At 50.2% G+C, this 24,497-nt stretch carries 22 protein-coding genes, 1 tRNA gene and 1 pseudogene; 13 read left to right on the forward strand and 11 right to left on the reverse strand.

Annotation, left to right across the window (positions count from 1 at the left end):
- Positions 1-180: 180 nt before the first annotated feature.
- Complete coding sequence (locus ACVXHP_RS12550) at positions 181-645, reverse strand: hypothetical protein (protein ID WP_200008875.1); 465 nt, start codon at positions 643-645, stop codon at positions 181-183.
- Entirely contained in the window at positions 642-1,415 is a 774-nt protein-coding gene (locus ACVXHP_RS12555; RefSeq protein ID WP_447571624.1) for a winged helix-turn-helix domain-containing protein, read from the reverse strand. The genes ACVXHP_RS12550 and ACVXHP_RS12555 overlap by 4 nt, the downstream gene beginning before the upstream one ends.
- A 577-nt stretch (positions 1,416-1,992) precedes the next feature.
- Here ACVXHP_RS12555 and ACVXHP_RS12560 point away from each other — a divergent pair.
- Both ACVXHP_RS12560 and misL read left to right on the forward strand, forming a co-directional pair.
- Positions 1,993-2,610, forward strand: coding sequence for a helix-turn-helix transcriptional regulator (locus ACVXHP_RS12560; protein ID WP_304702583.1), 618 nt, complete (start codon positions 1,993-1,995; stop codon positions 2,608-2,610).
- A 74-nt stretch (positions 2,611-2,684) separates the two neighbouring features.
- Positions 2,685-5,504 (forward strand): intestinal colonization autotransporter adhesin MisL, encoded by a 2,820-nt coding sequence (misL, locus tag ACVXHP_RS12565; protein WP_447571559.1) that lies wholly within the window; start codon positions 2,685-2,687, stop codon positions 5,502-5,504.
- Positions 5,505-5,598: 94 nt separating this feature from the next.
- On the opposite strand, the gene ACVXHP_RS12570 is transcribed toward misL, so the two are convergent.
- From ACVXHP_RS12570 to ACVXHP_RS12585, 4 genes and pseudogenes are all read right to left on the reverse strand, one after another.
- Positions 5,599-5,931 (reverse strand): DUF1493 family protein, encoded by a 333-nt coding sequence (locus tag ACVXHP_RS12570; RefSeq protein ID WP_316129135.1) that lies wholly within the window; start codon positions 5,929-5,931, stop codon positions 5,599-5,601.
- A complete protein-coding gene (locus tag ACVXHP_RS12575; RefSeq protein WP_146718181.1) occupies positions 5,925-6,368 on the reverse strand; it encodes an STM2901 family protein in 444 nt (147 codons plus the stop codon). The genes ACVXHP_RS12570 and ACVXHP_RS12575 overlap by 7 nt, the downstream gene beginning before the upstream one ends.
- A gap of 10 nt (positions 6,369-6,378) precedes the next feature.
- Positions 6,379-6,863, reverse strand: a pseudogene (locus ACVXHP_RS12580) (Hcp family type VI secretion system effector).
- Between the two features lie 407 nt (positions 6,864-7,270).
- A complete protein-coding gene (locus tag ACVXHP_RS12585; protein ID WP_447571560.1) occupies positions 7,271-7,561 on the reverse strand; it encodes a SymE family type I addiction module toxin in 291 nt (96 codons plus the stop codon).
- 128 nt (positions 7,562-7,689) lie between these two features.
- Between ACVXHP_RS12585 and ACVXHP_RS12590 the strand changes: the two genes are divergently transcribed.
- On the forward strand, positions 7,690-7,851 hold the full coding sequence (locus ACVXHP_RS12590; protein WP_447571561.1) for a YlcI/YnfO family protein: 162 nt from the start codon (positions 7,690-7,692) through the stop codon (positions 7,849-7,851).
- A gap of 10 nt (positions 7,852-7,861) precedes the next feature.
- Here the strand turns inward: ACVXHP_RS12590 and ACVXHP_RS12595 are convergent, their stop codons facing one another.
- From ACVXHP_RS12595 to ACVXHP_RS12605, 3 genes are all read right to left on the reverse strand, one after another.
- A complete protein-coding gene (locus ACVXHP_RS12595) occupies positions 7,862-8,269 on the reverse strand; it encodes a hypothetical protein (RefSeq protein WP_447571562.1) in 408 nt (135 codons plus the stop codon).
- A complete protein-coding gene (locus tag ACVXHP_RS12600) occupies positions 8,256-9,095 on the reverse strand; it encodes a hypothetical protein (RefSeq protein WP_447571563.1) in 840 nt (279 codons plus the stop codon). Before ACVXHP_RS12600 ends, ACVXHP_RS12595 begins: the two co-directional genes overlap by 14 nt.
- Positions 9,096-9,183: 88 nt before the next feature.
- A tRNA-Sec gene (locus ACVXHP_RS12605) sits at positions 9,184-9,278 on the reverse strand.
- Positions 9,279-9,568: 290 nt separating this feature from the next.
- Between ACVXHP_RS12605 and ACVXHP_RS12610 the strand changes: the two genes are divergently transcribed.
- The 9 genes from ACVXHP_RS12610 (at position 9,569) to ACVXHP_RS12650 (ending at position 19,766) form a co-directional block, all read left to right on the forward strand.
- Positions 9,569-10,951, forward strand: a complete 1,383-nt coding sequence (locus ACVXHP_RS12610; protein ID WP_447571564.1) for a glycoside-pentoside-hexuronide family transporter — start codon at positions 9,569-9,571, stop codon at positions 10,949-10,951.
- Between the two features lie 10 nt (positions 10,952-10,961).
- Complete coding sequence (gene yicI, locus ACVXHP_RS12615) at positions 10,962-13,280, forward strand: alpha-xylosidase (protein WP_447571565.1); 2,319 nt, start codon at positions 10,962-10,964, stop codon at positions 13,278-13,280.
- 446 nt (positions 13,281-13,726) lie between these two features.
- Positions 13,727-15,280 (forward strand): BglG family transcription antiterminator, encoded by a 1,554-nt coding sequence (locus tag ACVXHP_RS12620; RefSeq protein WP_447571566.1) that lies wholly within the window; start codon positions 13,727-13,729, stop codon positions 15,278-15,280.
- 26 nt (positions 15,281-15,306) lie between these two features.
- Positions 15,307-15,777, forward strand: coding sequence for a PTS sugar transporter subunit IIA (locus ACVXHP_RS12625; protein ID WP_316130373.1), 471 nt, complete (start codon positions 15,307-15,309; stop codon positions 15,775-15,777).
- Positions 15,778-15,796: 19 nt separating this feature from the next.
- Positions 15,797-16,117 (forward strand): PTS fructose transporter subunit IIB, encoded by a 321-nt coding sequence (locus tag ACVXHP_RS12630; protein WP_042311542.1) that lies wholly within the window; start codon positions 15,797-15,799, stop codon positions 16,115-16,117.
- Between the two features lie 26 nt (positions 16,118-16,143).
- A complete protein-coding gene (locus ACVXHP_RS12635) occupies positions 16,144-17,235 on the forward strand; it encodes a PTS fructose transporter subunit IIC (RefSeq protein WP_016157774.1) in 1,092 nt (363 codons plus the stop codon).
- Positions 17,236-17,246: 11 nt separating this feature from the next.
- On the forward strand, positions 17,247-18,098 hold the full coding sequence (locus tag ACVXHP_RS12640; RefSeq protein ID WP_447571567.1) for a class II fructose-bisphosphate aldolase: 852 nt from the start codon (positions 17,247-17,249) through the stop codon (positions 18,096-18,098).
- Between the two features lie 80 nt (positions 18,099-18,178).
- The gene (locus tag ACVXHP_RS12645; protein WP_006687642.1) at positions 18,179-19,039 is read left to right on the forward strand and encodes a ketose-bisphosphate aldolase; all 861 of its coding nucleotides are present in this window, start codon (positions 18,179-18,181) and stop codon (positions 19,037-19,039) included.
- 49 nt (positions 19,040-19,088) lie between these two features.
- Positions 19,089-19,766, forward strand: coding sequence for a D-lyxose/D-mannose family sugar isomerase (locus ACVXHP_RS12650; protein ID WP_447571568.1), 678 nt, complete (start codon positions 19,089-19,091; stop codon positions 19,764-19,766).
- Between the two features lie 44 nt (positions 19,767-19,810).
- Here ACVXHP_RS12650 and ACVXHP_RS12655 read toward each other — a convergent pair whose 3' ends face one another.
- Both ACVXHP_RS12655 and xanP read right to left on the reverse strand, forming a co-directional pair.
- The gene (locus ACVXHP_RS12655; protein WP_447571569.1) at positions 19,811-21,520 is read right to left on the reverse strand and encodes an AsmA family protein; all 1,710 of its coding nucleotides are present in this window, start codon (positions 21,518-21,520) and stop codon (positions 19,811-19,813) included.
- A gap of 121 nt (positions 21,521-21,641) precedes the next feature.
- Complete coding sequence (gene xanP / locus ACVXHP_RS12660) at positions 21,642-23,033, reverse strand: xanthine/proton symporter XanP (RefSeq protein ID WP_447571570.1); 1,392 nt, start codon at positions 23,031-23,033, stop codon at positions 21,642-21,644.
- Between the two features lie 225 nt (positions 23,034-23,258).
- Between xanP and gltS the strand changes: the two genes are divergently transcribed.
- On the forward strand, positions 23,259-24,464 hold the full coding sequence (gene gltS / locus ACVXHP_RS12665) for a sodium/glutamate symporter (protein WP_316130368.1): 1,206 nt from the start codon (positions 23,259-23,261) through the stop codon (positions 24,462-24,464).
- The last annotated feature ends 33 nt before the right edge of the window (positions 24,465-24,497 follow it).

Genomic DNA, 24,497 nt, shown 5'->3' on the forward strand with positions numbered 1-24,497 from the left:
TAAAATGTCCATTTCGCTTAATTATTACGCAACGAATATCCTGATATTCAGGATGTTTCCTGATTCGCGGTGAAGAATAGAATGGCTTATTAGTGGATTCAGTGACCTGTGTCGCGTAAGTTAATGATGACAAATGTGAATCCCGTGAGAGCACCGTACTTTTTGTTTCCGGATATGACGTTACCTTTTGCGGCAATACAGCGAGGGAACATTGGAACTGGCAAAAATCCATGCGCCCTTATACTCCTCCATGACCAGGCTCAGGCTGCGTCCGGTCTGCCGATAAAATCCGGGCAACGTATTGTTGATATCCGCTTCATCGGCCGTGTCGGCGAAGGTTTTGACGACTTGCATGGCCTGTAACACCCGCGCATCACGCTGTTGGGTGTAGCTGAAATAGATGTTCCTGCTGATGTCTGAGATATTACGCCCATACAGCTTACCGGTAATTGTCGATAATCCTTCCTGGCTGTACATCCGAAACGAAACCGTACCGACAAAGCGATTGCTGCCAATATTCCATTCAACATTCCCAACACAATTCAGCGGCTTTTCGGCATAGCGCGAATACCATAGCCAACTGCCAGAACCAAGCAGGGTAACCAGACCAATAGTGAGCAAGATTTTGTGGCGTATTTTTTTCATTGCCCGCGCATCCAATAATAATGGGTAGTACAAAATGCGTGGGCATCCATCCGCGCATCTTTATCGCATACAAATGCTACCATCCTTTCTGCTTTGAGGTAGCCGGATAGAAATACGTGCTTGTTGTTTTCACAAAGTAAAGGATGAAGTTGCATCAGATTGAAATAGCCATGCTGGTCATACTCATTTGGCGAGTAATAAATTTTGCAGTTTTGCCGCGAAGGGATCTGCATGGAAACAGAGACAAACTTACTAAATGGCATAACCGGGCGAGTCTGATACCACACCAGCCAGATAACCAGAGTGGCAATAACAATACTAACGCTAAATAAAATGTTCCACCAGGAGGTCTGCGTCGTTTGTTGTGGTGCGGTAAGAATTACCTTTACAGGCGCGCGCTCCTCAATAACCGGTGGCAGGGAAACCTCACTCTGAGGATCCGGTATCACTTCTACCTGAGCGTTTTCATTCAATCTTAGCCCACGGCGGGAAATAGTTTTCACCGTATCGCGCGGTAGTCCCACTTCCGCCAGCGCATTACGTAACGTCAGAATTGCCTGGTAGAACGTGTTGGTGGTGGTGACATTATTTCTCTCTCCCCAACCCACTATCATCAACGTGTTCTGGGAAACAATGTCACTTGCGTGAGTAATTAAATAGAGAAAACAGAGCGAAGCAGGGAGTTGGAGTTGTATTGTGCGCCCGGTCTGGCGATTGACCAGACTTTTGCTATCAGGATTAAATTCGACCAACTGATTGATAAGATACAATTGCCCAGCCCTCAGTAACCAAAACGTATCACAGCGTGTCCTTGCACACCCCTTAAATTTTACATCCAAATCGATAAGACGCCTCACTCTTTGTACATGATCGAAGATAAGAATTTCACTTAGGGGATAAAAACCCTTCAAATACAACACGTTATTAACCTAATTTCTTAGGTGGGAATTAGCTAATGTTAAATAATGAGAATTCATTACAGTTTTATCTGGGTTATCATTATATTTATCCACAGAGCGACAAGGGTGATTAAGTTATCTGAATTGTGTAATTAACAAGTAACCTTTACATCGGTTATTTTTTAGCAAATAGTGCTTTTTTAAGATTTATCCTAGGATTTTAATTTATGCATAAAATTCCTAATGCCCAGATTGTTATTCTGAGATAAAACATAAAAAAACTTAGCGGTATGGCATTGCTTACCGTATGTACATATTAGCGCATCAAGAGTTTATTACATTTTTTTAGGGTTGCTGTTATTAACTGACAAGGAATGTCATGCGTGTCGGATTGACACATTTATTTACCGATGAAATATTTATGGAAAAATAACAGGAGTCATTTTTTATGAACAGATCCCCATCACAGAGTATTCGTTGCATAAGCTGTGAATTATCCTGTCAATTATTTCCGGATACTGCGGTACGCGCCAGGTACTGTCACCGTGCTGCTTTTGCGATCTGGCCGGAGGGAAATGGCTTTCTGCAAAGAGGCGTTATTGAAAAACTTCTGCTTAATAATCAAAACCATTTGTCGCGCGGGTTTATTTTTGTGGATTTCTCCTTCCCAAACCTGCGCCTGTTCGCCGACCCGCAATGGGTTGACCGTCTGGCTTATAGCGGCATGCATATTGTTTTGATAGCGGACCGGAACCTGGCGCCGTTAGCCAACTACTGGTTGTCGAAAAGCACTAAAATACAAGGCATTATATATTCTGATGATGATGATGACGTACAGCATCAGAAAATGAGACGATTATTTACTGGTCATCTCGCTAACAGTAAACGTGGACGCTCACTCAACTACACAGAAATGATATTACTGAAGCGATTTGTCTCAGGAAAAAGTATTCAGCAAATTACCCAAATAGATAATATTGATATTAAGAAAATATATGTCTATAAGCTCCGGCTTGAAGATAAGTTGGGCCATAGTATTCATCAAATACTATCGAATATTTTATAACGCATTTCTGATTTTTATTATTTCACATCCTTGCGATGTGGTGGACGCTCTACGCCTGATAGCAGGAGGCTAATATGCCAAATCCAAAGTCTTACTCTCGTATTGCCATCGCGGTTTCAGCCGCATTAACGTCTATGGTATTTTCAGCCCATGCAGCCTGGGTTGATGTTGATAGTCTTCCTTCCAGCGGTCTGGTTAGCAGTCTGCCCCCGGAATTGCAGGCAATAATCCCTGCGCAGGCAAATGCCAATTTCGCTAAAACCAGTGCCATACCAAATTATGTTTATCAGTGGAGCGCGGGCACCATTCCCGTTTATGGTAATGGAATAACGTTAAATGGGCCAGGCGCAGAAGCCTTTGAACATTCCCTTACCGTTATTCAAAATAATAAAACAGGGAGTCCTGGCGTTATTTTCGGTGACGACCTGACGATTCGCACCCAGTCGAAAAATGCCGCCAATAATGGTAAAGATGTTGACGGTATCCGCACGCATGGGGCCAATACGCCGGATAATCCGGTCTTTATCATCACCGGGGACCGCACCAGTATTTATGTGGACGGTCAGGATGGTGACGGTATTAACGCTGGTTATAACGCGATAGGCCAGGGCTGGATAGGCTCGGCAAATATCTACGTCGGTGATGATCTGTACATCAAAACGACGGGTAACCAGGGGCGTGGTATCACCGCCAATGCCATGCGAGATGCGACGCTTGCCAAAAATACGATTGTTGTTGGCGATCGTGCGCATATTGTGACGACCGGCGACGGCTCTGAAGGCATTCGCTCCGGGCAGAGCGGCTCCTCAATACTGCTTGGCAATGACGCCACTATCGAGACGTCGGGTGCCTCCTCAACGGGCATTTATGCCGCCTCATCTTCCAAAACGGAACTGGGTAATAACGCCACTATTACGGTTAATGGCGCGAGTGCGCATGCGGTCTATTCCACCAACGCGACCGTGAACCTGGGCGATAACGCGACGATTAGCGTGAACAGTTCTGGAAAAGCGGCTTCATACAGCAAAGCGCCACGCGGCCTGTTTGCGATTTCACGCGGAGCGATAAACCTGGCCGGCGGTGCTGCCATTACTATGGCGGGCGACCACAGTACTGAAAGCTATGCCATCAGCACAGAAACGGGCGGCACCGTCGACGGCTCCGCTGGTGGACGCTTTCTTATCGACGGCGATCTTCATGCTGCCGGAGCGACAGCAGCGACCAGTAGTCTGCCCCAGCAAAACAGTACGATTAAGCTCAACATGACCGATAACTCGTTATGGAACGGGGCGTCTTACATCACCAGCGCGACCGCCGGGACGGGGGTAATCTCTCTGCAAATGAGCGATGCGACCTGGAATATGACCAACAGCTCAACGCTGACCGACCTGACGCTGAACAGCGGGGCAGTGGTTAACTTTGGCCATGTTGACGGCGAACCGTGGCAGACGCTTACCATTAATGAAGATTTTACCGGCAATGGCGGCAAACTGGTTTTCAATACCGTACTGAATGACGATGCCTCCGAAACCAATAAGTTAACAGTGCTCGGCAATACGACGGGTAATGCCTTTGTGGCGGTGAATAACATTGGCGGTACCGGGGCGCAGACCGTTGAAGGCATTGAGATAATCGAGGTTGCTGGCAATTCTGACGGCACTTTTGAGAAAGAGAGCCGTATTGTTGCCGGGGCGTACGACTATAACGTTGTGCAGAAGGGCAGCAATTGGTATCTGACCAGCTTTATTCCCGCTCCGCCCGATCCGGTGGACCCGGACCCGGTTGATCCCATCGACCCCGATCCCGTAGACCCGGACCCAGTGGACCCGGTTATCCCTGATCCGGTTAACCCTGACCCGACCGACCCTGTGGACCCGGTTATTCCTGGACCGGAAGAGCCTCATGTTCCGCCGGTCACAGAGCAACAGTATCGTCCGGAAGCCGGCAGTTATCTGGCGAACAACTATGCCGCTAACACGCTGTTCATGACCCGACTGCACGACCGTCTGGGGGAAACCCAGTACGTCGACATGTTGACCGGTGAGAAAAAAGTGACCAGCCTGTGGATGCGTAACGTTGGCGCGCATACCCGCTTCAAAGACGGTAGCGGGCAGTTGAAAACCCAAAGCAACAGCTACGTCTTACAGTTAGGCGGCGATCTGGCGCAGTGGAGTAGCGACGGTCTCGACCGCTGGCATATTGGCGCGATGGCAGGTTATGCCAACAGCCAGAACCGCACGCAGTCTAACCTGACCGGCTACTATTCACGTGGACAGGTTACTGGTTACAGCGTGGGGCTGTACGGCACCTGGTATGCCAATGACGCAGACAAGACCGGCACCTACGTAGATACCTGGGCGCTGTATAACTGGTTTGATAACAAAGTAATGGGCCAGGAGCTGGCGACAGAGAAATATAAATCCAGCGGTATCACCGCCTCGGTCGAAGCCGGTTACAGCTTTAAACTGGGCGAAAGCGAGCGTAACAGTTACTGGCTACAACCGAAAGCGCAGGTGGTGTGGATGGACGTACAGGCCGACAGCCATCGAGAAGCGAACGGCACCCGCGTGAAGGATGACACCGATGGCAACCTGATGACTCGTCTGGGTGTGAAAGCCTTTATCAACGGCCACAACGCCATCGACGACGGTAAATCTCGCGAGTTCCAGCCGTTTGTCGAAGCGAACTGGATCCACAATACGCAGACTGCCAGCGTGAAGATGGACGATGTGAGGAACGACATGCGCGGCACGAAGAATATCGGCGAGCTGAAGGTGGGTGTTGAAGGTCAAATCACTCCGCGCCTCAACGTGTGGAGCAACGTGGCCCAACAGGTTGGCGACAAAGGCTACAGTGATACCCGCGGTATGCTCGGCGTGAAATATAATTTCTAATCTAATGCGGTAATGGAAAAGCCGCTGATTAATGGGTCAGCGGCTTTATTTTTTGGAAGCGGTAGGTCGGATAAATGGCATCCGTCAATAAGGCTCAGTCATAAAGCCATTTACCCGCTTTAGCTGACTCTGCAAGCATGCGGAGTGTTAATGGCTGTGGCTCATCGTCATCTCTGCTACAGGTAAAAATTGCATAAAGTATGAATGTCTCAATAGGCCAATATTTATAGAAATCGAAATTGGCGCAATCAACATCGAAAGTTGCAAAGTAAGCATCCATGATGTGTGCGCCCGTTTCACTGGCCCACACATAATCTCCTGTTGAAAGGCTGGTATCGAGCGTGACTGGCCAACGCTTTTTAAAGAATAAGCTGGGTTTATTAAATGTTTCATCGTACCAGGCGATGACATCATTATCACTTACCATAGCTTATCTTTACCTCTGGCAATGGTGTTGTATTTAATTGTGGCTTTGTATGAAATCGCACTCACGTCATAAGCCATTATGATAATCCCCAATATTGGAATCCATCTTCCAACAAAAGCGCCCAGATTTGTTACATATGCAAATTTTAATCGTCTTATACTTCCTGTAGTTAGGGTGGGTAAACGTCTGGTTTCTATATTTAACCAGTGTCGTAGCTGAGAGCTCAGAGGTGATGTCCCTGCTGTTGCCCCTATCGGCTTACCTCTGGTTGCGATCGTAGGTTGACCAAGTAAAATTAGACCCAAGGTCATGTAATCATTTACGCCAAATTGTTCACTTGTTTCATCCAGGAAAATCCAGAAAAGAAGTTCTCCTGCTGAAAGATTAGCAAACCCTCTGTAGAAATATGTACCGTTAAGCTCTTCGATAGTGTCCATATGATTTCACTTATTCGGTTATGCGTTCATTCCAGGCATCCGAATACTGGATATTACCATCGAGATAATGCCAAGTGTTTTATCGTAACGCAGCTGTACTTGTTCTCTATGACCAACATTGATGACAGTTTTAGTGTCATGCATCATCGGTGTTACGGATACAACTTTAACCCCTTCGAGGAGCATGTTGTAGTACTCTACTTCCTGACCTGCATTATTGATCTCGTACCACCTAAATTCTGCCGATTGCAAGCTTTGCCCTGTGGCAACGGCTTTAAAAAGGTAAGGTGAAGCGCTATCGAATTCCTTCTCAAAAATCAGTGCGCCGTGCACTCGTGTGCCAGTAAGCTTTCCTGTATTGCCATCCGTGGGGATGTAAAGGTTATGGCTAAACGATATCACCTCGATTGAGCGTTCGCGATTGGTTACATCAACAGATCCCTTTATAAGTGAGCCACCATCGTCTTTGAGCCAGAGATAAGCAGGAATTGCCATTTTAATAATCCATTTTGTTGAGAAAATAATATATGAGGGTTTTTGCGATTGGTTTGCAATAGTGAAGGTGTTAATAATAGAGAAAAATAAATAAATCATTCCACGGCTGAATTTAAAATATCTATATATAAGCAGGATGATTTGTTATGGAAGATTAATTCATTTTGAAAGTAGGCCGAATAAGTGCAAGTGCCATCCGGCACCAGGTGAGCATGTAAGTGTCACTTACGCGATTCTAGAGAGCTATTGATCCGGAAATCTAATCTTTCCCTTCCCGATGAACTATCCGGAATTTCCGGATAGTTCATTTTCTATCAAATCCAGTTCAGTTGAGTAGGCCGGATAAGCGTAAGCGCCATCCGGCACCAGGTGAACCTGTAAGTACCGCTTGCAGGTTCAGCCGTACTTCACTGGAGAGTCGCCAGCGTGCTCTCAATTCTGTTCAACTTCTGATGTGCCTCTTTCAACTCATCCTGCAGCCGTTGTTCCTGTTCGCCGTAGACCATCAGGACGATACAACCATTCATCACTTTTACGGTAATCTGTTGGCCGGTATCAAACCCCGCGTCGCGTAGCCACTTGCCGGAAAGAACAATTTTTGGTGTGGATTTGTCGAAAACATTCGGGCGGTATCCCACAATTACCGAACGTTCGGTTCCGGATTGGTCGGTGTCTGGGGTAGAATGCGAATCAGCCATAATCAACTCCTTGATAGTTGGTGAGGTTAGACGCCCTTTGGTGTGACAGCACTGTTGGGCGTTGCTTAATTTTAGATTCCATGTGGTAGGTACCACATGTGTGTAAATTAACCTAAGTGGTACCTACCATGCAAGAAAAAAAGAAACCAAATTTTGACCGCACTAAAAGCACCATGAAGAACATCCGTTTTGAGGATGAGCTGTTGGAACAGATCGAGAAAGCTGCGGGGAAAGGGAATTTTAGTAAGTGGGTGAAGGAGGCTTGTATAGAACGATTGAGGAAAAGTTAATGGTTTTACTTCATTGAATAAGATCACTTTCTAGTTTTTTGGCTGCCAAACCATCAACAAAAAATCTATAGGATGCGTAAACAAATAAAACAATTTGTCCTATACCAATAGGAATAGATGGTTTGACTAATAATAAAGTATATAAAACTAAACTAGGCCCAATGCCTGTCAAAAAAACTTTTGCAATGTACCATTCCCAACCTTCTCTTTTTTTATTTTTTGGTGTTGATATCAATACAGACGATAAAAATGTTAAAGATTGTCCAAATATAATAAAACTTGCTATGGACCAGTCACTGGTAAGTATTATTTCTTGCCATTTTTTTTCTGATGCTTTTACTAAAATCATTAAAGTAAATGGAACAACTACAAATGCATAGGCCGCTAGTAAACTCTTTAAGTGTTTAGAATAATTCATGTTGTACCTCATCACTTGATATTATATCCTCAACACTTAAAATAGTTGCTTTTTTTATTTCTGTTTTCTTTTTTGTTTTGTATGCTTCGAGTTTTATGATTGCAATCATACAATATTTGGCTGTGATAACAGGGAGTTGTCCTGTTTGATACTTGTTAAGCCATGGTTTATCTCCCATGAATGCTAAATACTGCTTTCCTGTTGTTCGACTACGAACAAGCCACTGTGAGTCACCGAAATTTACAGGCTTAATGATATCTAAATAATCTTTAACTGTGTGTATTACATATTCTCCTTTCAGTATCATATCTTCAGGTAAAACTGAGAGTCTCATTCTTGTATTAAGGTAATATACATTATCAATACTATCTATTTTATGACCTATTTCGACGGTTTCGTTTTTTTCTAAAAGCTGATTTGCAGTTGCAATATCTGAAACTACTTCTGTAAATCGTACTCTATCTATATGAGGTGATATTTTATTACACTCATTCTTAATTCTTACTTCTTGGTTTTCTATCAATGATTCAATCTTATCAGTTGAATCTAAGTTTTCCAAATCAATAAGGTCATTAACTAAATTCATTGATTGCCTGTTAATAAAGTTTCCAAATCCATTTGCTATAGAACCTAAAATTGATTTTATTGAACCTCTTTCAATATCAGAAAGTACTAAGTCGTAGTTAATATTAAGATCTAATGCTTTTGCTAATAAATTTCCATATTTTTTCTGAGCAGAAATATATAGAGCCATTGCTGTAAATATATCTTCTGGTCTTTTTCTTTCTGCATTATAATCTATCTTTATACTTATTTGACTTTCCATATTCGATCCAATAATAAAAAGCGCAACGTTTATAATATAAATATAAAGACGTTTGTCTAGGAAAATTATAAATAAAATATGAGAATTTTGGCGGAAGATCACAGGAGTCGAACCTGCCCGGGAACGCTGGCGTCCCCAACTGGATTTGAAGTCCAGCCACCTCACCGGAGATGACGATCTTCCGCGCCTCGATTGCTACATGGAGGCGGGGCGCATTATAGCTACTTCCTGGGGTTTCCACACCCCCTCACTCACTTTTTTAACTTCCCTTTCTCCTTACCATGACCCGTTTCAAATAAATCTCTACAAAATCCATTACTTACACTTAGACATATTTTTTGACGCTACTCCGATCACAGAAAACAAGAATCGTAATTTGATAACGAGATATCGGAATACCCGCGCTCACAAGGATGGTTTACAAGAACTGTAACCGGTACCAGTGCGTGTGAAAGTGCAAACAAGGATGCGTAATGAAAAGTGAGATTCTGTCTGTTAAGGAGAAGATTGGCTACGGCATGGGCGATGCCGCCAGCCACATCATCTTCGATAACGTCATGTTATATATGATGTTCTTTTATACCGATATTTTTGGTATCCCGGCCGGTTTTGTCGGCACGATGTTCTTACTGGCCCGCGCGCTGGATGCTATCTCAGACCCCTGCATGGGGCTGCTGGCTGACCGTACGCGGTCGCGCTGGGGTAAATTCCGTCCGTGGGTGCTGTTTGGCGCGCTGCCGTTTGGTCTGGTTTGTGTTCTCGCCTACAGCACGCCCGACTTCAGCCTGCACGGCAAAATGATTTATGCCGTCATCACCTATACGCTGCTAACCCTGCTTTATACCGTGGTGAATATCCCTTATTGCGCGCTGGGCGGCGTGATCACCAATGACCCTACGCAGCGCATCTCCCTGCAATCGTGGCGCTTTGTGCTGGCGACGGCGGGCGGAATGCTCTCCACCGTTCTGATGATGCCGCTGGTAAAGCTGATTGGCGGCGAAAATAAAGCGTTGGGTTTCCAAGGCGGCATCGCAGTGCTCTCGGTTGTGGCGTTCCTGATGCTCGCATTCTGCTTTTTCACCACCAAAGAACGCGTGGAAGCGCCGCCGAGCAGCACCTCGATGCGTGAAGACCTGCGTGACATTTGGCAGAACGATCAATGGCGTATTGTCGGCTTGCTCACCATCCTCAACATTATGGCGGTCTGCATTCGCGGCGGCGCGATGATGTATTACGTCACCTGGATTTTGGGCACTCCGGAGGTATTTGTCGCCTTCCTTACCACCTATTGCGTCGGCAACCTGATTGGCTCTGCGTTGGCAAAACCGCTGACCGACTGGAAATGCAAAGTCAGCGTCTTCTGGTGGACGAACGCCCTGCTGGCCGTCATCAGCGTGGCGATGTTCTTCGTCCCGATGCACGCCGACATCGCCATGTTTGTCTTTATCTTTGTGATTGGCGTTCTGCATCAGCTCGTGACGCCAATCCAGTGGGTCATGATGTCCGACACCGTTGATTACGGCGAGTGGTGTAACGGCAAGCGTCTGACGGGGATCAGCTTTGCGGGAACGTTGTTCGTGCTCAAGCTGGGTCTGGCGCTCGGCGGGGCGCTCATCGGCTGGATGCTGGCAGGTGGTGGTTACGACGCCGCGGCGAAAACGCAAAACAGTGCCACCATCAGCATCATCATTGCATTGTTCACCCTTATTCCGGCTATTTGCTACCTGTTGAGTGCTGTGATCGCCAAACGCTTCTACACCCTGAAAACCCCGTATCTGACTGAAATTATGCGTCAACTGGCGCAGGGTGCGCGCCGTAATCAGCAGGATTTTACGACGAAAGAATTACAGAACTAAGGAACCGATTATGAAAATTAGCGACGGAAACTGGCTGATTCAGCCCGGCCTGAATGTGATTAACCCAATCCAGGTGTTCGAGGTTGAACAGCAAGGTAATGAGATGCTGGTCTACGTTGCGCCGCGTGACGTGCGTGAACGGACCTGGCAACTCGATACTCCGTTGTTCACGCTGCGCCTTTTCTCGCCGCAGGAAGGCGTGGTGGGTGTCCGGATGGAACACTTCCAGGGCGCGCTGGACAACGGTCCGCATTACCCGCTGAACGTGCAGCAGGACGTAAAGGTTGAGATGCACAACACCGCCGAGTTTGCTGAGCTGAAAAGCGGCAACCTGAGCGTGCGCGTCACCAAAGGTGAATTCTGGTCGCTGGATTTCCTGCGTAACGGTGAACGTATTACCGGCAGCCAGTTGAAAAACAACGGCTATGTGCAGGATGCCAACAGCGGACGCAATTATATGTTCGAGCGCCTGGATCTGGGCGTCGGTGAAACGGTGTACGGGCTGGGCGAGCGTTTTACCGCGCTGGTGCGTAATGGGCAGACGGTAGAGACCTGGAACCGTGATGGCGGTACCAGTACCGAGCAGTCTTATAAGAACATCCCGTTCTACATCACCAACCGTGGCTACGGCGTGCTGGTAAACCATCCGCAGTGCGTGTCGTTTGAAATCGGTTCTGAGAAAGTGTCGAAAGTGCAGTTCAGCGTTGAAAGCGAGTATCTGGAATATTTTGTCATCGATGGCCCGACGCCGAAAGCGGTGCTGGATCGCTATACCCGCTTTACCGGTCGTCCAGCGCTACCGCCAGCCTGGTCGTTCGGCCTGTGGCTCACCACCTCGTTCACCACCAACTACGACGAAGCGACGGTGAACAGCTTTATCGACGGCATGGCCGAGCGCAATCTTCCGCTACATGTTTTCCACTTCGACTGCTTCTGGATGAAGGCTTTCCAGTGGTGCGACTTTGAGTGGGATCCGGTGACCTTCCCGGACCCGAAAGGTATGATTCAGCGCCTGAAAGAAAAAGGTCTCAAGGTCTGCGTGTGGATCAATCCGTACATCGGTCAGAAATCACCTGTTTTCAAGGAACTGAAAGAGAAAGGTTATCTGCTCAAACGCCCGGACGGTTCCCTGTGGCAATGGGATAAATGGCAGCCGGGGCTGGCAATTTACGACTTCACCAACCCGCAAGCCTGCCAGTGGTACGCCGACAAGCTAAAAGGCCTGGTGGAGATGGGCGTGGACTGCTTCAAAACCGACTTTGGCGAACGTATTCCATCGGATGTGCAGTGGTTTGATGGCTCAGACCCGCAGAAAATGCACAACCATTATGCCTACATCTACAACGAACTAGTGTGGAACGTGCTGAAAGAGACCGTCGGTGAAGAAGAGGCGGTGCTGTTCGCCCGTTCAGCTTCCGTGGGCGCGCAGCAGTTTCCGGTACACTGGGGCGGCGACTGCTACGCCAACTACGAATCCATGGCCGAAAGCCTGCGCGGCGGCCTGTCCATTGGTCTCTCAGGCTTTGGTTTTTGGAGCCATGACATTGGCGGCTTCGAGAACACCGCCCCGGCGGATGTCTACAAGCGCTGGTGTGCATTCGGGCTGCTCTCCAGCCATAGCCGCCTGCACGGCAGCAAATCCTACCGCGTGCCGTGGGCGTATGACGAAGAGTCCTGCGACGTGGTGCGTTATTTCACCGAAATGAAGTGCCGCCTGATGCCGTACCTGTACCGTCAGGCCGCGCTGGCGAACGAATACGGCACGCCGATGTTGCGTGCCATGATGCTGGAGTTCCCGGACGACCCGGCGTGCGACTACCTCGACCGTCAGTACATGCTGGGCGATTCAGTCATGGTGGCGCCAGTGTTCTCCGAAGCTGGTGACGTGCAGTTCTACCTGCCGGAAGGGCGCTGGACGCATCTGTGGCACAACGACGAAGTGCAGGGCAGCCGTTGGTATAAACAGCAGCATGATTTCCTGAGCCTGCCGGTGTACGTGCGCGACAACACCCTGCTGGCGCTGGGCAGTAATAACCAGAAGCCGGACTACGCATGGCATGAAGGGACCGCATTCCAGTTGTTCCATCTGCAAGAAGGTAGGGAAGCGGTCTGTGAAGTCCCGGCGGCTGACGGGTCGGTTATCTTCACTCTGAAGGCGATACACACGGGTAAAACCATCACCGTACAAAGCAGCGGTGAAGCGCGTAACTGGACGTTGTGCCTGCGTAATATTCCGCAAATTAGCGGCGTGAAGGGCGGTTCATATGTCGGCAGTGAGCAGGGCGTCGTGGTAACGCCTGAAGGTGATACTCTGACGATTACCCTGTAAATTCAGTCTACGTGGTGCCGGATGCGTTTTATCCGGCCCACGATGCGGCCAGCGTTCCAGATCTGAAAAGCAAAAATATTCTGACTTAAAATTTTACCTACCCATATTTGCGAGCGTTATCACTCTAATTCTCGTAAAAAATGTGATCTGCGCCGTAAATATCTCACTATTTCCCTGTTTTGTCTTATTTCTGTCCGGAATACAGGACACGATTTAGTATTGTTGGCGCATCGTAGTCCTCTTATATTTATCATCACGGATGACACGTGGAGCTTAAATGCTTCTTTATACCCTAAATAATTCGAGTTGCAGGAAGGCGGCGACGCAGCGAATCCCCTGAAGCGTACATAAGTACGTGACAGGGGTGAGCGAGGAAAGCCAACGCACATGCAGCTTGAAGTATGACGGGTAGAGATATTTAATCTGGTGTGTAATAAGGGTAAATAATGCAAATGATTACCTCGCGACAAAACAGATTATTAAAATTCCTTCTGTCCAGGAAGGAATATGTCACACTGCTAAAAATTGCCGAATATTTATCTGTTTCAGAGAAAACCGTGCAGCGCGATCTGCGGTTGCTGGAACCATGGTTAGCGGAATGGAAAATATCCATCGATAAACGTTCTGGCGCGGGCGTAATATTAAGTGCCGAGAATATTACTGACCTTTTATATCTGGATCAGTTATTAGGGACTGAGGGTGATGATACTGACGGCATGATGAGTAATTCGCGGCGCGTTAAGATAGCATCGCAATTATTAAGCGAAACGCCGTATGAAACGTCGATCAGTAAATTGTCTGAACGTTATTTCATTAGTAGCGCATCGATCGTTAACGATCTGAAAGTGATTGAATCCTGGATAACGCCATTGGGGCTATCGCTGATCCGCAGTCAAAGCGGCACACACATTGAAGGCAGCGAGAGCGGCGTGCGACAGGCGATGGCGTCGCTGATTAACGGTGTGATTAACCATAATGAACCCGGCAGCATGGTGTATTCGCGTCTTGATCCCGGCAGCTATAAAGCGTTAGTGCATTACTTCGGCGAGGAAGACGTTTTATTTGTCCAGACGCTGCTGCAGGAAATGGAGAACGACCTGTGTTGGTCGTTGGGTGAGCCTTATTACGTCAATATCTTCACTCATATTTTGATCATGATGTACCGCATCACGCGCGGAAATGCGTTGCCGAGAAAAGATGAAAATATTACCTCATGTGACGAGAATATTTTATCTATTGCCAGTCGTATGATTCAGCATATCGAAAAACGCATCGCCCACCCGCTGCCGGAAGACGAGGTCTGGTTTATCTATCAATACATTATCTCGTCTGGCGTGGTGATTGAAGAGCATAACGACGTGAGTGTGATTGGGCATATGCACTCCAGCGACGAAGCGCGCTTGATTACTCACCGGCTGATTGCCTCCTTCGCCGAGATGGTCGACAGCGATCTCAGCCAGGATACTGCGCTGTATGATGGATTGCTAATCCATATTAAGCCGCTGATTAACCGCCTGAACTACCAGATCCGCATTCGTAATCCGCTGCTGGAGGACATTAAAGGCGAGTTGCAGGATGTCTGGCGTCTGACCCAATGTGCAGTGAATCGGGTGTTTAGCGGCTGGGGCGAACGGGCCGTTTCGGAAGATGAGGTGGGATATTTAACCGTGCATTTTCAGGCCGCAATGGAGCGCCAGATAGCGCGTAAGCGGGTGTTGTTAGTCTGCTCAACGGGGATTGGTACTTCACATTTACTTAAAAGCCGCATTCTGCGCGCCTTTCCGGACTGGACAATTGTCGGCGTGGTGTCAGCTGGCAGTTTGCCCTCCGTACTGACGGACGATATTGAGCTGGTGGTATCGACCATTAATTTACCCGCCATTGCTATGCCGGTCGTGTATGTCACCGCCTTTTTCAATGATGCGGATATTAAGCGGGTAACGGAAACGGTTATTACGGAAAAATTACATCAGGCGACGTCGCTGGTCGTTGAAAATTAATGTCTGAACTCCATGAGGTATGATTGATGGACATCACGAAAATTCTCAATACAAATCGCGTTATTTTGGATATGAAGGCTACGAACAAAACGGAGGCTATTGAGGAACTTACTGATATTCTGCAAAATGATGGGGCAATTAGCTGTCGGGAAACGTTTATTCAGGATGTCTGGCAGCGCGAGTCCGAAGGCTCGACCGGATTCGAAAATCATATTGCGATCCCTCACGGGAAATCCTCGGCGGTGGTTAATACCACCCTGGCAATTGGTCGTACCCGTCAGGATATTCCCTGGGAAACCCTGGACGGCAGCAATGTGCGCTGCATCATTCTGTTTGCCGTACGTCTTGAAGATCAAAACACTACCCATATTCGTCTGCTCTCGCAGGTTGCCGGCGCGCTAGCGGATGACGACATTATTGAACAACTCTTAGTTGAAAGTAGTCCACAGAAAATTATTGAACTGTTTAGTCAATATGCTGAATCCAACGTCTGCTAAATAAAATGTGGAGCATGTTATGAATATTGTTTGTGTTGCCGCCTGTACGGCGGGTATTGCGCACACCTATATTGCCCGCGAAAAATTAATTAAAGGCGCTAAAGCGCTTGGGCATAATATAAAAGTTGAAACCCAGGGCACAATCGGCACGGAAAACGAACTGCTGGCAGATGATATTTCTGCTGCGGATGTCGTGATTCTTGCCGTCGATGTCAAAATAAAAGGGGAGGAACGATTTTCAAATAAACGTATTGTGCGAGTAAAAACCGAAATTGTTATAAAATCACCCATTCAGTTTCTTGAAAAGGTCGAAAAATCATTAGTTAACACTAACCAGTAGCGCTCCTCATTCTGGAGGGATTTCACATGAGTGAAAATAAAATTCCGCTATCTCAGGAAATAAAAAGACATTTATTAACGGGGATTTCGTGGATGATCCCGTTAATTGTGGCCGCCGGGATCTGTATTGCCCTCGGGCAAATACTTGGCGGCACTAACGTCGGCGAAAAAACAGGGACTATACCCTGGATGCTCAACCAGATTGGCGGCTGGGGGATGGGGTTAATCGTGCCGCTGATTAGTGCGGCGATTGCGTACTCCATTGCCGATCGTCCCGGATTCGCGCCGGGTCTGATTGTCGGTTTTGTCTGCGGCGAAATTCATACCGGTTTTATTGGCGGGATGCTGGGCGGGTTTCTGGTCGGTTATACCGTTCTGCTGCTCAAGCGCTATATCCGTTTACCGCAGTCGATGCAGGGTCTGATGCCCATCATGGTGCTGCCCGTATTGAGCACCGTCATCGGCGGGTTGCTGATGATGACGCTGATTGGCAAGCCGATAGCCTGGCTGCAGGACGCGCTAATTCATCTGCTGGAGTCCATGCAAGGCGGGTCACGCTTCCTGATGGGCGCCATTCTCGGCGCAATGGCGACGTTCGACTTCGGCGGTCCGGTGAATAAAACCATGTCGCTGTTCGCTGACGGCATGCTGGTCAGCGGCGTGTATGGCCCCGAAGCGGTGAAGTTTGTCGGTTCGATAATCCCTCCGTTCGGTATTACCCTCTCCTTCCTGCTCACACGCCACAAGTACACCCGTGCGGAACGTGAGGCGCTGAAAGCGGCATTCCCGATGGGGATCTGCATGATAACCGAAGGGGTTATTCCGATTGCGGCGCGTGATCTGCTGCGCGTGGTGGGCTCCTGCGTGGTGGCCTCGGCGATAGCGGGTGGCCTGATTATGGTATGGGGCGTCGAAAGCCCGGTACCGCACGGCGGCATGTTTGTGGTTCCACTCTTTACGCATCCGCTGCTGTTTTGCCTGGCGCTGGGGATCGGTACGGTGATTTGCGGCGTCATGCTGTCGCTGTGGAAGAAACCGGTGACCGAGCGTGACGAAGAGTTTGATGAGCTCAGCGATCAAAAGTTGAAAGACGAAGAGATCACCTTCACCCTGGAATAACCGGAGGCCGTATGTTTGCCGATATGAAAAGCATGGTGACGAAAGCCTGGCGCGGGCAGTATGCGCTGCTGGCCATTAACTGTATGAACCTGGAAAGCGCCCGAGCGGCGGTACGCGTCGCAGAGAAACACCGTGCGCCCATCATTCTGAATCTGTATCAGGGGCATCTGGACCATTTTCCGGCCCCGATAGCGGCGGTGGTGGTTAAAACGCTGGCAGAGGAAGCTTCGGTACCGATCGCGCTGGCGTTAGATCATGGAAAGGATCCTGTACGCATTCGCCAGGCTTTTCGCGCCGGATTCAGCGGGTTAATGATCGACGCCTCCGCCTTTGCGCTGGAAGAAAACATTCGCCAGACCCGGGCGGTGGTCGAGCTTGCAGCCAGCGCTTCTCTGTGCGTGGAAGGCGAGCTGGGCCACCTGGCCGACGCCCCGCGCTATGACCATGCCGCTAACGCTGATTTGATGACTCAGGCCGCTGACGTGGAGCCATTTATCCAACAGACCGGGATTGATTTACTGGCGGTGTCGGTCGGTACGGCGCACGGTATGTACGCGCCGGGCGTAACGCCAGCCATTGATTTTCAACGGCTGGAGGAAATTGCCCGTTTATCAACGGTGCCGCTGGCGCTGCATGGCGGTAGCGGGACGCCGTTTGACCAGCTACAGCGTTGCCCGACGTTCGGCGTCGCCAAGATTAATGTTGGTGCGGCGGTCTTCGAAGCCGGAAAGGCCGCGCTATTGCACACCTTGTGTCGTGACACATCCTGCGAACTTGTTGATGCCCTGGCTCTGATGGAGCAGGCCTGCGAGGAAGCCATTATTCCGTATCTACAGGCCAGCGGCGCTATCGGCAAAGCCTGAGTCATTTTCTGTAACGCCTTTTATGCCTCTGCGATAACGCACTGGCAGGGCTTTCTACACCCTGAAACTGGAGAATTAACATGTTAGTTTCGATGAAAGAATTACTGCAACCGACCCGTCAGCACGGCTTTGCCATCGGCGCATTTAACGTGGCGGATAGCTGCTTTGTACGTGCGGTAGTGGAAGAAGCGGAAGCGACCAACACCCCGGCGATTATCTCCATTCACCCCAGCGAACATGACTTCCTCGGTGATGCGTTTTTTAGCTATGTGCGAGATATCACCCTGCGCAGCCCGGTCCCGTTCACTTTGCATCTGGATCACGGCGCTTCGGTAGAGCATGTCCTGCGGGCGATTCAGTGTGGGTTTACCTCGGTGATGATTGATGGCTCGCTGCTGCCGTATGAAGAAAACGTGGCGTTAACCCGTGAAGTGGTCAAGCTGGCGCATGCAGTGGGCGTTTCGGTTGAAGGCGAGCTGGGAACGATTGGCCAGACCGGAACGTCCGTGGAAGGCGGCGTGTCGAAAGTCACCTATACCGATCCCGCCCAGGCGCAGGATTTTATCGCCCGTACCGGGGCCGATACGCTGGCAGTGGCGATTGGCACCGCGCACGGCATCTACCCGAAAGGGATGCAGCCAGAGCTGCAAATGAACATCCTGCGCGACATCGCCGGGCGGGTGGACATTCCGCTGGTGTTGCACGGCGGTTCTGCGAATCCGGATGCGGAAATCGCTGAATCCGTCACCCTTGGCGTGGGCAAAATCAACATTTCCAGCGATATGAAATACGCCTACTTCCAGAAAGTACGTGAAATCCTGGCAAAAGAGACCTGGTGGGACCCGAACGTCATCTACCCGGAAGCCATCAGCGCCGCGCGGGACGTGATCCGCCACAAAATGAAACTGTTTGGCTCAACCGGAAAAGCATCACTGTACTAACGGCATGCAGGCGGGGTGACCCGCCTCTTTCGCACCAAGGAAAAGTGCAATGAAGCGTTCACATATTAATTATGTCATCGATAAAGCGCATGCCATCGCCGAGACCTTTCGGGTCTGTCTGCCAGATTTTGCGTATTTTACGGTCGACGCCTGGCGACAACAGGATCAAACTCTGTGGCGTGAAGTGCGCGATCTCCAACTGGGCTGGGACATTACTGACTTTGGGCGCGGAGATTTTGCGCAAACGGGGCTGACGTTACTGACGTTGCGCAATGGTCTGATGGGGTCAGCGGATTACCCCAAACCGTATGCCGAAAAGATGCTGCAAATTCAGCAGGATCAACAAACACCGTGGCATTTTCATTGCCATAAGATGGAGGATATCGTTAACCGCGGCGGCGGTGATTTGTGTATGCAACTGGCGTGGTCCACACCCGATGACGAATATGATACCCAGCGCATTGTTGAGGTTAGCGTAGATGGTCAGCGACGTACCGTTAAATCTGGTGATACGTTGGTGCTCAAACCGGGGCAGGGCGTGTGTCTGCCGCCGCGACTGTATCATCGTTTCTGGGCTGAGAAAGCGTTTGTGCTGGGCTGGGAAATCTCGATGGTCAATGACGACCAGCATGACAATCACTTCCTTGAACCAGGCGATCGCTTCCCGGTGATAGAAGAGGATGAGCCGGTGAAATGGTTATTATGCAGTGAATATGAGCGTTTATAGCTATAAGCGGCGACCCGGCGGGCAAAAGCGCCACCGGGCAATAATCACTGCGTAACGGGTGGGGCGACAACTCCACTACCTGATACCACACCCGCCTGCATGGTTTGGGTGACCTGCTGTTTCTCTGCATTGACCGCATGTAACTGGCCGTTGACCGTTGGCTTGAGCGGCGTATCGGCCTGAATGTTGCCGCTGGCGGTGAGCTGAATGTTACCGTCGCCGGAAATCGGCAGTGCGGGCCATCCCCACTGTTGCAGGATGGTCATTGGCACACCGCGCCCGTTCAGGCTGACCTGGGCCTGACGCTGAGGCAGTTGCGAAATGCTGGCGGTGGCTTCCAGCAGCCCTTTTTCTGTATAGGCGCTTAGTTCGCTGATATTGATAGTACTGTTGTTCGCCGTTAGCGCCAGCGAAGGACGACGCACGTCGGTGCGGTTAAAGGTGGCAGCAGCAGCGTTGAGCGTAGCGTTACCGCTCCAGATCCCCCACTGATTATTCTGTACCAGTCCGAGGTTAGCGCCGTAACCGTCCAGGGCGGTGAGTTGCCACGGGAAGGCCGGGTCGATGTCGATCACCAGATTACGGCTGGCGCTGAATTTCTTCAGCGTCAGGCTGTTTAGCCAGGCTGGCAGAGGGTTCATCCATAGCTGTTTCCAGTTTTCCGGTAGCGTATATTCCAGACCGGCAATCGCGGCATCGTCGAGAACCAGCGCTTTGTTGTTACGGATCCAGTTTCCGGATGTTCTGAGCATTCCCCCTTCCCAGCGGGTGGTGAACTGGCGCAGCGCAATGCCCTGCGGCGAGAACTCGGCGTTCAGAATCGGATCGAAGAAATGCAGTGAGCCGTAGATAAACTCGCTGGCGTTCATCGACAGCTTCCCTTCCTGCGTTTGCCAGTCATCTTTGCTAAAAGTCATGTTGCGCAAGCTCAGATCAAGGTCCGTGACCGCCCAGTCAGGACCTTGCAGACGGGCATCCGTCACTTCCAGACGACCAATTTGCAAGGATGGAATAGTGGTTAGCGGCGCAAAAAAGTCGGTCAGCGATTTATCACTTTGCAGCCGGATATCGTTCAGGCGCAGATTCTCTACCACCCAGCTACCGTCGGTATTGCGCTGCGCCACGCCGGTTAATGCGCCCCGCGCTACGTCTGCACCAATATTACTTAGCATCACCCGGCCATGGTCAATGCTGCCTTCAATCAATACGTTGGTGGTTGGGACATCGTTCAGCATCAATGAGCTGGCGCTGAGCTGAATTTGTGCTTTGCTACCGAGAATTTTACCTGCCTCAGGGCTCCAGGGAATCACGCCGCCGTTCACGCGCTGGGCGCTCAGGTTCCACTCGCTGCCGGGGCTGTTGAGCGCCATATCCTGTAACTGCAGGCGATCGGCCTGGAACGGCAGCGGTGCGGTTTGCTGGGAAAGATTCAGCGTGCCGTTTTGCAAGAGGATAGTGTCTACGTGCAATGGGTCGGTGATTTGGCGACTGCTCAGCCCAATATCGACCGTTTTAGCGACCAGCGTTGCGGGCTGACCATCGCGACCAAAGGTGACGTTTTCCAGCAGAATATGGGAAGGGGAAGAAAACCGGTGATCGATAGCATCAAAGGCCAGATGATAGCTGCTGTTCTCTGAAACCCAGGCGCTGACGTGCTCTGCGCCCCAACGGGTTTGCAGTAGAAAATAAAGGCCGAGAATCGCCACTGCACAGGCGATCAGCACGTAAAGAAGCAGCTTTCCAATAAATTTCATGGTCTTCCATCCCGCGAAGTGCACATAGTCAAGTTATGCACGATTTAGAGGCAATGCTCAAGGCAGGAATGGTGAAAGAGCGTTACAGCGGCGTTGATTCAGAACCAACGCCGCATTTTGCTTATTGCTTCTCTGGGGGGAACACCAGATTCAGAACGATAGCGGTGATACCGCCTGCGGCAATGCCTGAGGAGAGCAGATTTTTCACCCAATCCGGGGCAAATTGCAGGATTAGCGGCTGCTGAGAGACGCCCAGGCCAACGGCCAGCGAGAGCGCAATAATCAAAATAGCGCGGCGGTTCAGCGGCTCGCGAGACACAATACGCACGCCGGATGCGGCGATAGTTCCGAACATTACCAGAGTGGCGCCGCCCAGTACCGGTTCAGGAATATGCTGTACAAAACCGCTGACTGCCGGGAACAGGCCCAGCGCGATCAGCATCAGCGCCACCACAAAACCGACGTAGCGGCTGGCAACGCCCGTTAACTGAATGACCCCATTATTCTGACCAAAACAAGAGTTCGGGAAGGTATTAAACACGGCGGAAACAAACGAGTTCAGACCGTTCGCCAGCACGCCGCCTTTCAGGCGTTTCATATACAGCGGACCAGAAACCGGCTGTTCGGAAACATCGGAGGTCGCCGTAATATCACCAATGGTTTCCAGCGACGTAATCATAAAGACCAGCATCAGCGGCAGCAGTAAACTCCAGTCGATGCCGAGGCCATAGTACAGCGGCGTTGGCACCATGATCAGCTCCTGGCTTACCGGCGCGGTATTTTGCGGCAGCATGTCCATAAACCAGGCCAGCAGGTAGCCTGCCGCCATCGCAATCACCAGGGACGCAACGCGCAGGTACGGGTTGCGTTGGCGGTTAAGCAGGATGATCAGTGCCAGCACAACGCCGGCCAGCAGTAAATTCTTCGGTGCGCCAAAGGTGTTATCGCTCATTGCGGCATAGCCGCCGCCAATCGACGTCAGGCCCACTTGAATCAGCGACAGGCCAATAATCATCACCACTACGCCTGAGACCAAAGGGGTAATAATACGCCGCGCCAGATGCAGTACACGCGAGATAACCATTTCAGTGCAGCTCGCCAACATCAGCGTACCGAACAGGGCCGCCATCATGGTTGGGACATCTGCGCCACCGGTTTTTAGCGCCGTGCCACCCATAATCAGCGGCGCAACAAAATTAAAGCTGGTGCCCTGAATAGATAACAGGCCGGAGCCGACCGGCCCCCAGGCTTTGATCTGAATGATAGAAGCTACGCCGGAAGCGAACAGCGACATACTGATAATGTGTTGAGTATCCTGAGCCGGTAAACCGAGCGCCTGGCAAATTAACAGCGCCGGGGTGATCACCGCAACGAACATGGCCAGCAGATGCTGACAGGCGGCAAACAGGGTCTGGGCTAACGGGGGGCGATCTTCAAGACGGTAAATCAGTTCACTGTTGTGAGTCTGCGCAACCGGTTGCGCATTTGTTGACTCTACGGCGTTAACGGACATCAGAGGCAATCCCATGGTGGAAAAGCGGTGATTTTATCTGACCAGGGAGGAAAAGCAAACGTTTGCCAGCAGTTATTCTTAATATTTAAAACGGATAAACAAACTTTTTTATATAACTTTTCATCATTTTCTGCTTAAAATCCACCCCGAAAACTCAATAAGAGCTAAAAATCGGTCTGGAATGCATCGTGCGTGATTGTGCTAAACGCACTAATGGAGCTGTAAATGTTTTATCTCGATACGTTATCTACTCTGGTTGCGGCAACCCTTGTGTTGCTGCTGGGACGTAAGCTCGTCCAGTCTGTCTCCTTCCTGAAAAAATACACCATTCCCGAACCTGTAGCCGGTGGATTGCTGGTGGCGATTGCGTTGCTGGTGCTGAAAAAAAGCATGGGCTGGGAAGTAAACTTCGATATGACCCTGCGCGATCCGCTGATGCTGGCGTTCTTCGCTACCATCGGCCTGAATGCCAATATCGCCAGCCTGCGCGCCGGTGGCCGCGTGGTGGGTATTTTTCTGATTGTCGTTGTGGGTCTGCTGTTGATGCAGAACGCCATCGGCATCGGTATGGCGAGCCTGCTGGGCCTGGATCCGATAATGGGCCTGATTGCCGGTTCGATAACGCTCTCTGGTGGACACGGAACCGGGGCTGCGTGGAGCAAGTTGTTTATTGAGCGCTACGGTTTTGCCAATGCGACGGAAGTAGCAATGGCTTGCGCAACCTTTGGTCTGGTGTTGGGGGGACTGATTGGCGGCCCGGTGGCGCGCTATCTGGTTAAACACTCCACTACGCCTGATGGTATGCCGGACGATCAGGCTGTACCGACCGCGTTTGAAAAGCCGGACGTTGGACGCATAATCACCTCGCTGGTGCTGATTGAAACTATCGCGCTGATCGCTATCTGTCTGACGGTGGGTAAAATCGTTGCGCAAATGCTGGTCGGAACGGTGCTCGAACTGCCGACCTTCGTCTGCGTGCTGTTTGTTGGTGTGATCCTCAGTAATGGCCTGGCACTCATGGGCTTTTATCGGGTGTTCGAACGGGCGGTTTCAGTGCTGGGCAACGTGAGCTTGTCGCTGTTCCTGGCGATGGCGCTGATGAGCCTGAAACTGTGGGAACTGGCATCTCTGGCGCTGCCGATGCTGGCGATACTGGTTGTGCAGACGATTTTCATGGCGTTGTACGCGGTATTTGTGACCTGGCGCATGATGGGCAAAAACTACGATGCCGCCGTACTGGCAGCCGGCCACTGCGGTTTTGGCCTCGGCGCGACGCCGACGGCGATTGCTAACATGCAGGCAATTACCGAACGCTTTGGGCCATCCCATATGGCGTTCCTGGTGGTGCCGATGGTGGGGGCGTTCTTTATCGATATCGTCAACGCGCTGGTGATTAAGCTGTATCTGCTGCTGCCGATTTTTGCGCAATAACGGCGGTGCGGCGGAGTAACATCCGCCGCGATA

Source organism: Citrobacter freundii complex sp. 2025EL-00176 (assembly GCF_053309355.1).

What these genes read in the sequence shown, in the direction of transcription:
- ACVXHP_RS12550 (WP_200008875.1), bottom strand. Translation starts at nt 645, where the DNA reads ATGAAAAAAATACGCCACAAAATCTTGCTCACTATTGGTCTGGTTACC.
- ACVXHP_RS12560 (WP_304702583.1), top strand. Translation starts at nt 1,993, where the DNA reads ATGAACAGATCCCCATCACAGAGTATTCGTTGCATAAGCTGTGAATTA.
- misL (WP_447571559.1), top strand. Translation starts at nt 2,685, where the DNA reads ATGCCAAATCCAAAGTCTTACTCTCGTATTGCCATCGCGGTTTCAGCC.
- ACVXHP_RS12570 (WP_316129135.1), bottom strand. Translation starts at nt 5,931, where the DNA reads ATGGTAAGTGATAATGATGTCATCGCCTGGTACGATGAAACATTTAAT.
- ACVXHP_RS12575 (WP_146718181.1), bottom strand. Translation starts at nt 6,368, where the DNA reads ATGGACACTATCGAAGAGCTTAACGGTACATATTTCTACAGAGGGTTT.
- ACVXHP_RS12585 (WP_447571560.1), bottom strand. Translation starts at nt 7,561, where the DNA reads ATGGCTGATTCGCATTCTACCCCAGACACCGACCAATCCGGAACCGAA.
- ACVXHP_RS12590 (WP_447571561.1), top strand. Translation starts at nt 7,690, where the DNA reads ATGCAAGAAAAAAAGAAACCAAATTTTGACCGCACTAAAAGCACCATG.
- ACVXHP_RS12595 (WP_447571562.1), bottom strand. Translation starts at nt 8,269, where the DNA reads ATGAATTATTCTAAACACTTAAAGAGTTTACTAGCGGCCTATGCATTT.
- ACVXHP_RS12600 (WP_447571563.1), bottom strand. Translation starts at nt 9,095, where the DNA reads ATGGAAAGTCAAATAAGTATAAAGATAGATTATAATGCAGAAAGAAAA.
- ACVXHP_RS12610 (WP_447571564.1), top strand. Translation starts at nt 9,569, where the DNA reads ATGAAAAGTGAGATTCTGTCTGTTAAGGAGAAGATTGGCTACGGCATG.
- yicI (WP_447571565.1), top strand. Translation starts at nt 10,962, where the DNA reads ATGAAAATTAGCGACGGAAACTGGCTGATTCAGCCCGGCCTGAATGTG.
- ACVXHP_RS12620 (WP_447571566.1), top strand. Translation starts at nt 13,727, where the DNA reads ATGCAAATGATTACCTCGCGACAAAACAGATTATTAAAATTCCTTCTG.
- ACVXHP_RS12625 (WP_316130373.1), top strand. Translation starts at nt 15,307, where the DNA reads ATGGACATCACGAAAATTCTCAATACAAATCGCGTTATTTTGGATATG.
- ACVXHP_RS12630 (WP_042311542.1), top strand. Translation starts at nt 15,797, where the DNA reads ATGAATATTGTTTGTGTTGCCGCCTGTACGGCGGGTATTGCGCACACC.
- ACVXHP_RS12635 (WP_016157774.1), top strand. Translation starts at nt 16,144, where the DNA reads ATGAGTGAAAATAAAATTCCGCTATCTCAGGAAATAAAAAGACATTTA.
- ACVXHP_RS12640 (WP_447571567.1), top strand. Translation starts at nt 17,247, where the DNA reads ATGTTTGCCGATATGAAAAGCATGGTGACGAAAGCCTGGCGCGGGCAG.
- ACVXHP_RS12645 (WP_006687642.1), top strand. Translation starts at nt 18,179, where the DNA reads ATGTTAGTTTCGATGAAAGAATTACTGCAACCGACCCGTCAGCACGGC.
- ACVXHP_RS12650 (WP_447571568.1), top strand. Translation starts at nt 19,089, where the DNA reads ATGAAGCGTTCACATATTAATTATGTCATCGATAAAGCGCATGCCATC.
- ACVXHP_RS12655 (WP_447571569.1), bottom strand. Translation starts at nt 21,520, where the DNA reads ATGAAATTTATTGGAAAGCTGCTTCTTTACGTGCTGATCGCCTGTGCA.
- xanP (WP_447571570.1), bottom strand. Translation starts at nt 23,033, where the DNA reads ATGTCCGTTAACGCCGTAGAGTCAACAAATGCGCAACCGGTTGCGCAG.
- gltS (WP_316130368.1), top strand. Translation starts at nt 23,259, where the DNA reads ATGTTTTATCTCGATACGTTATCTACTCTGGTTGCGGCAACCCTTGTG.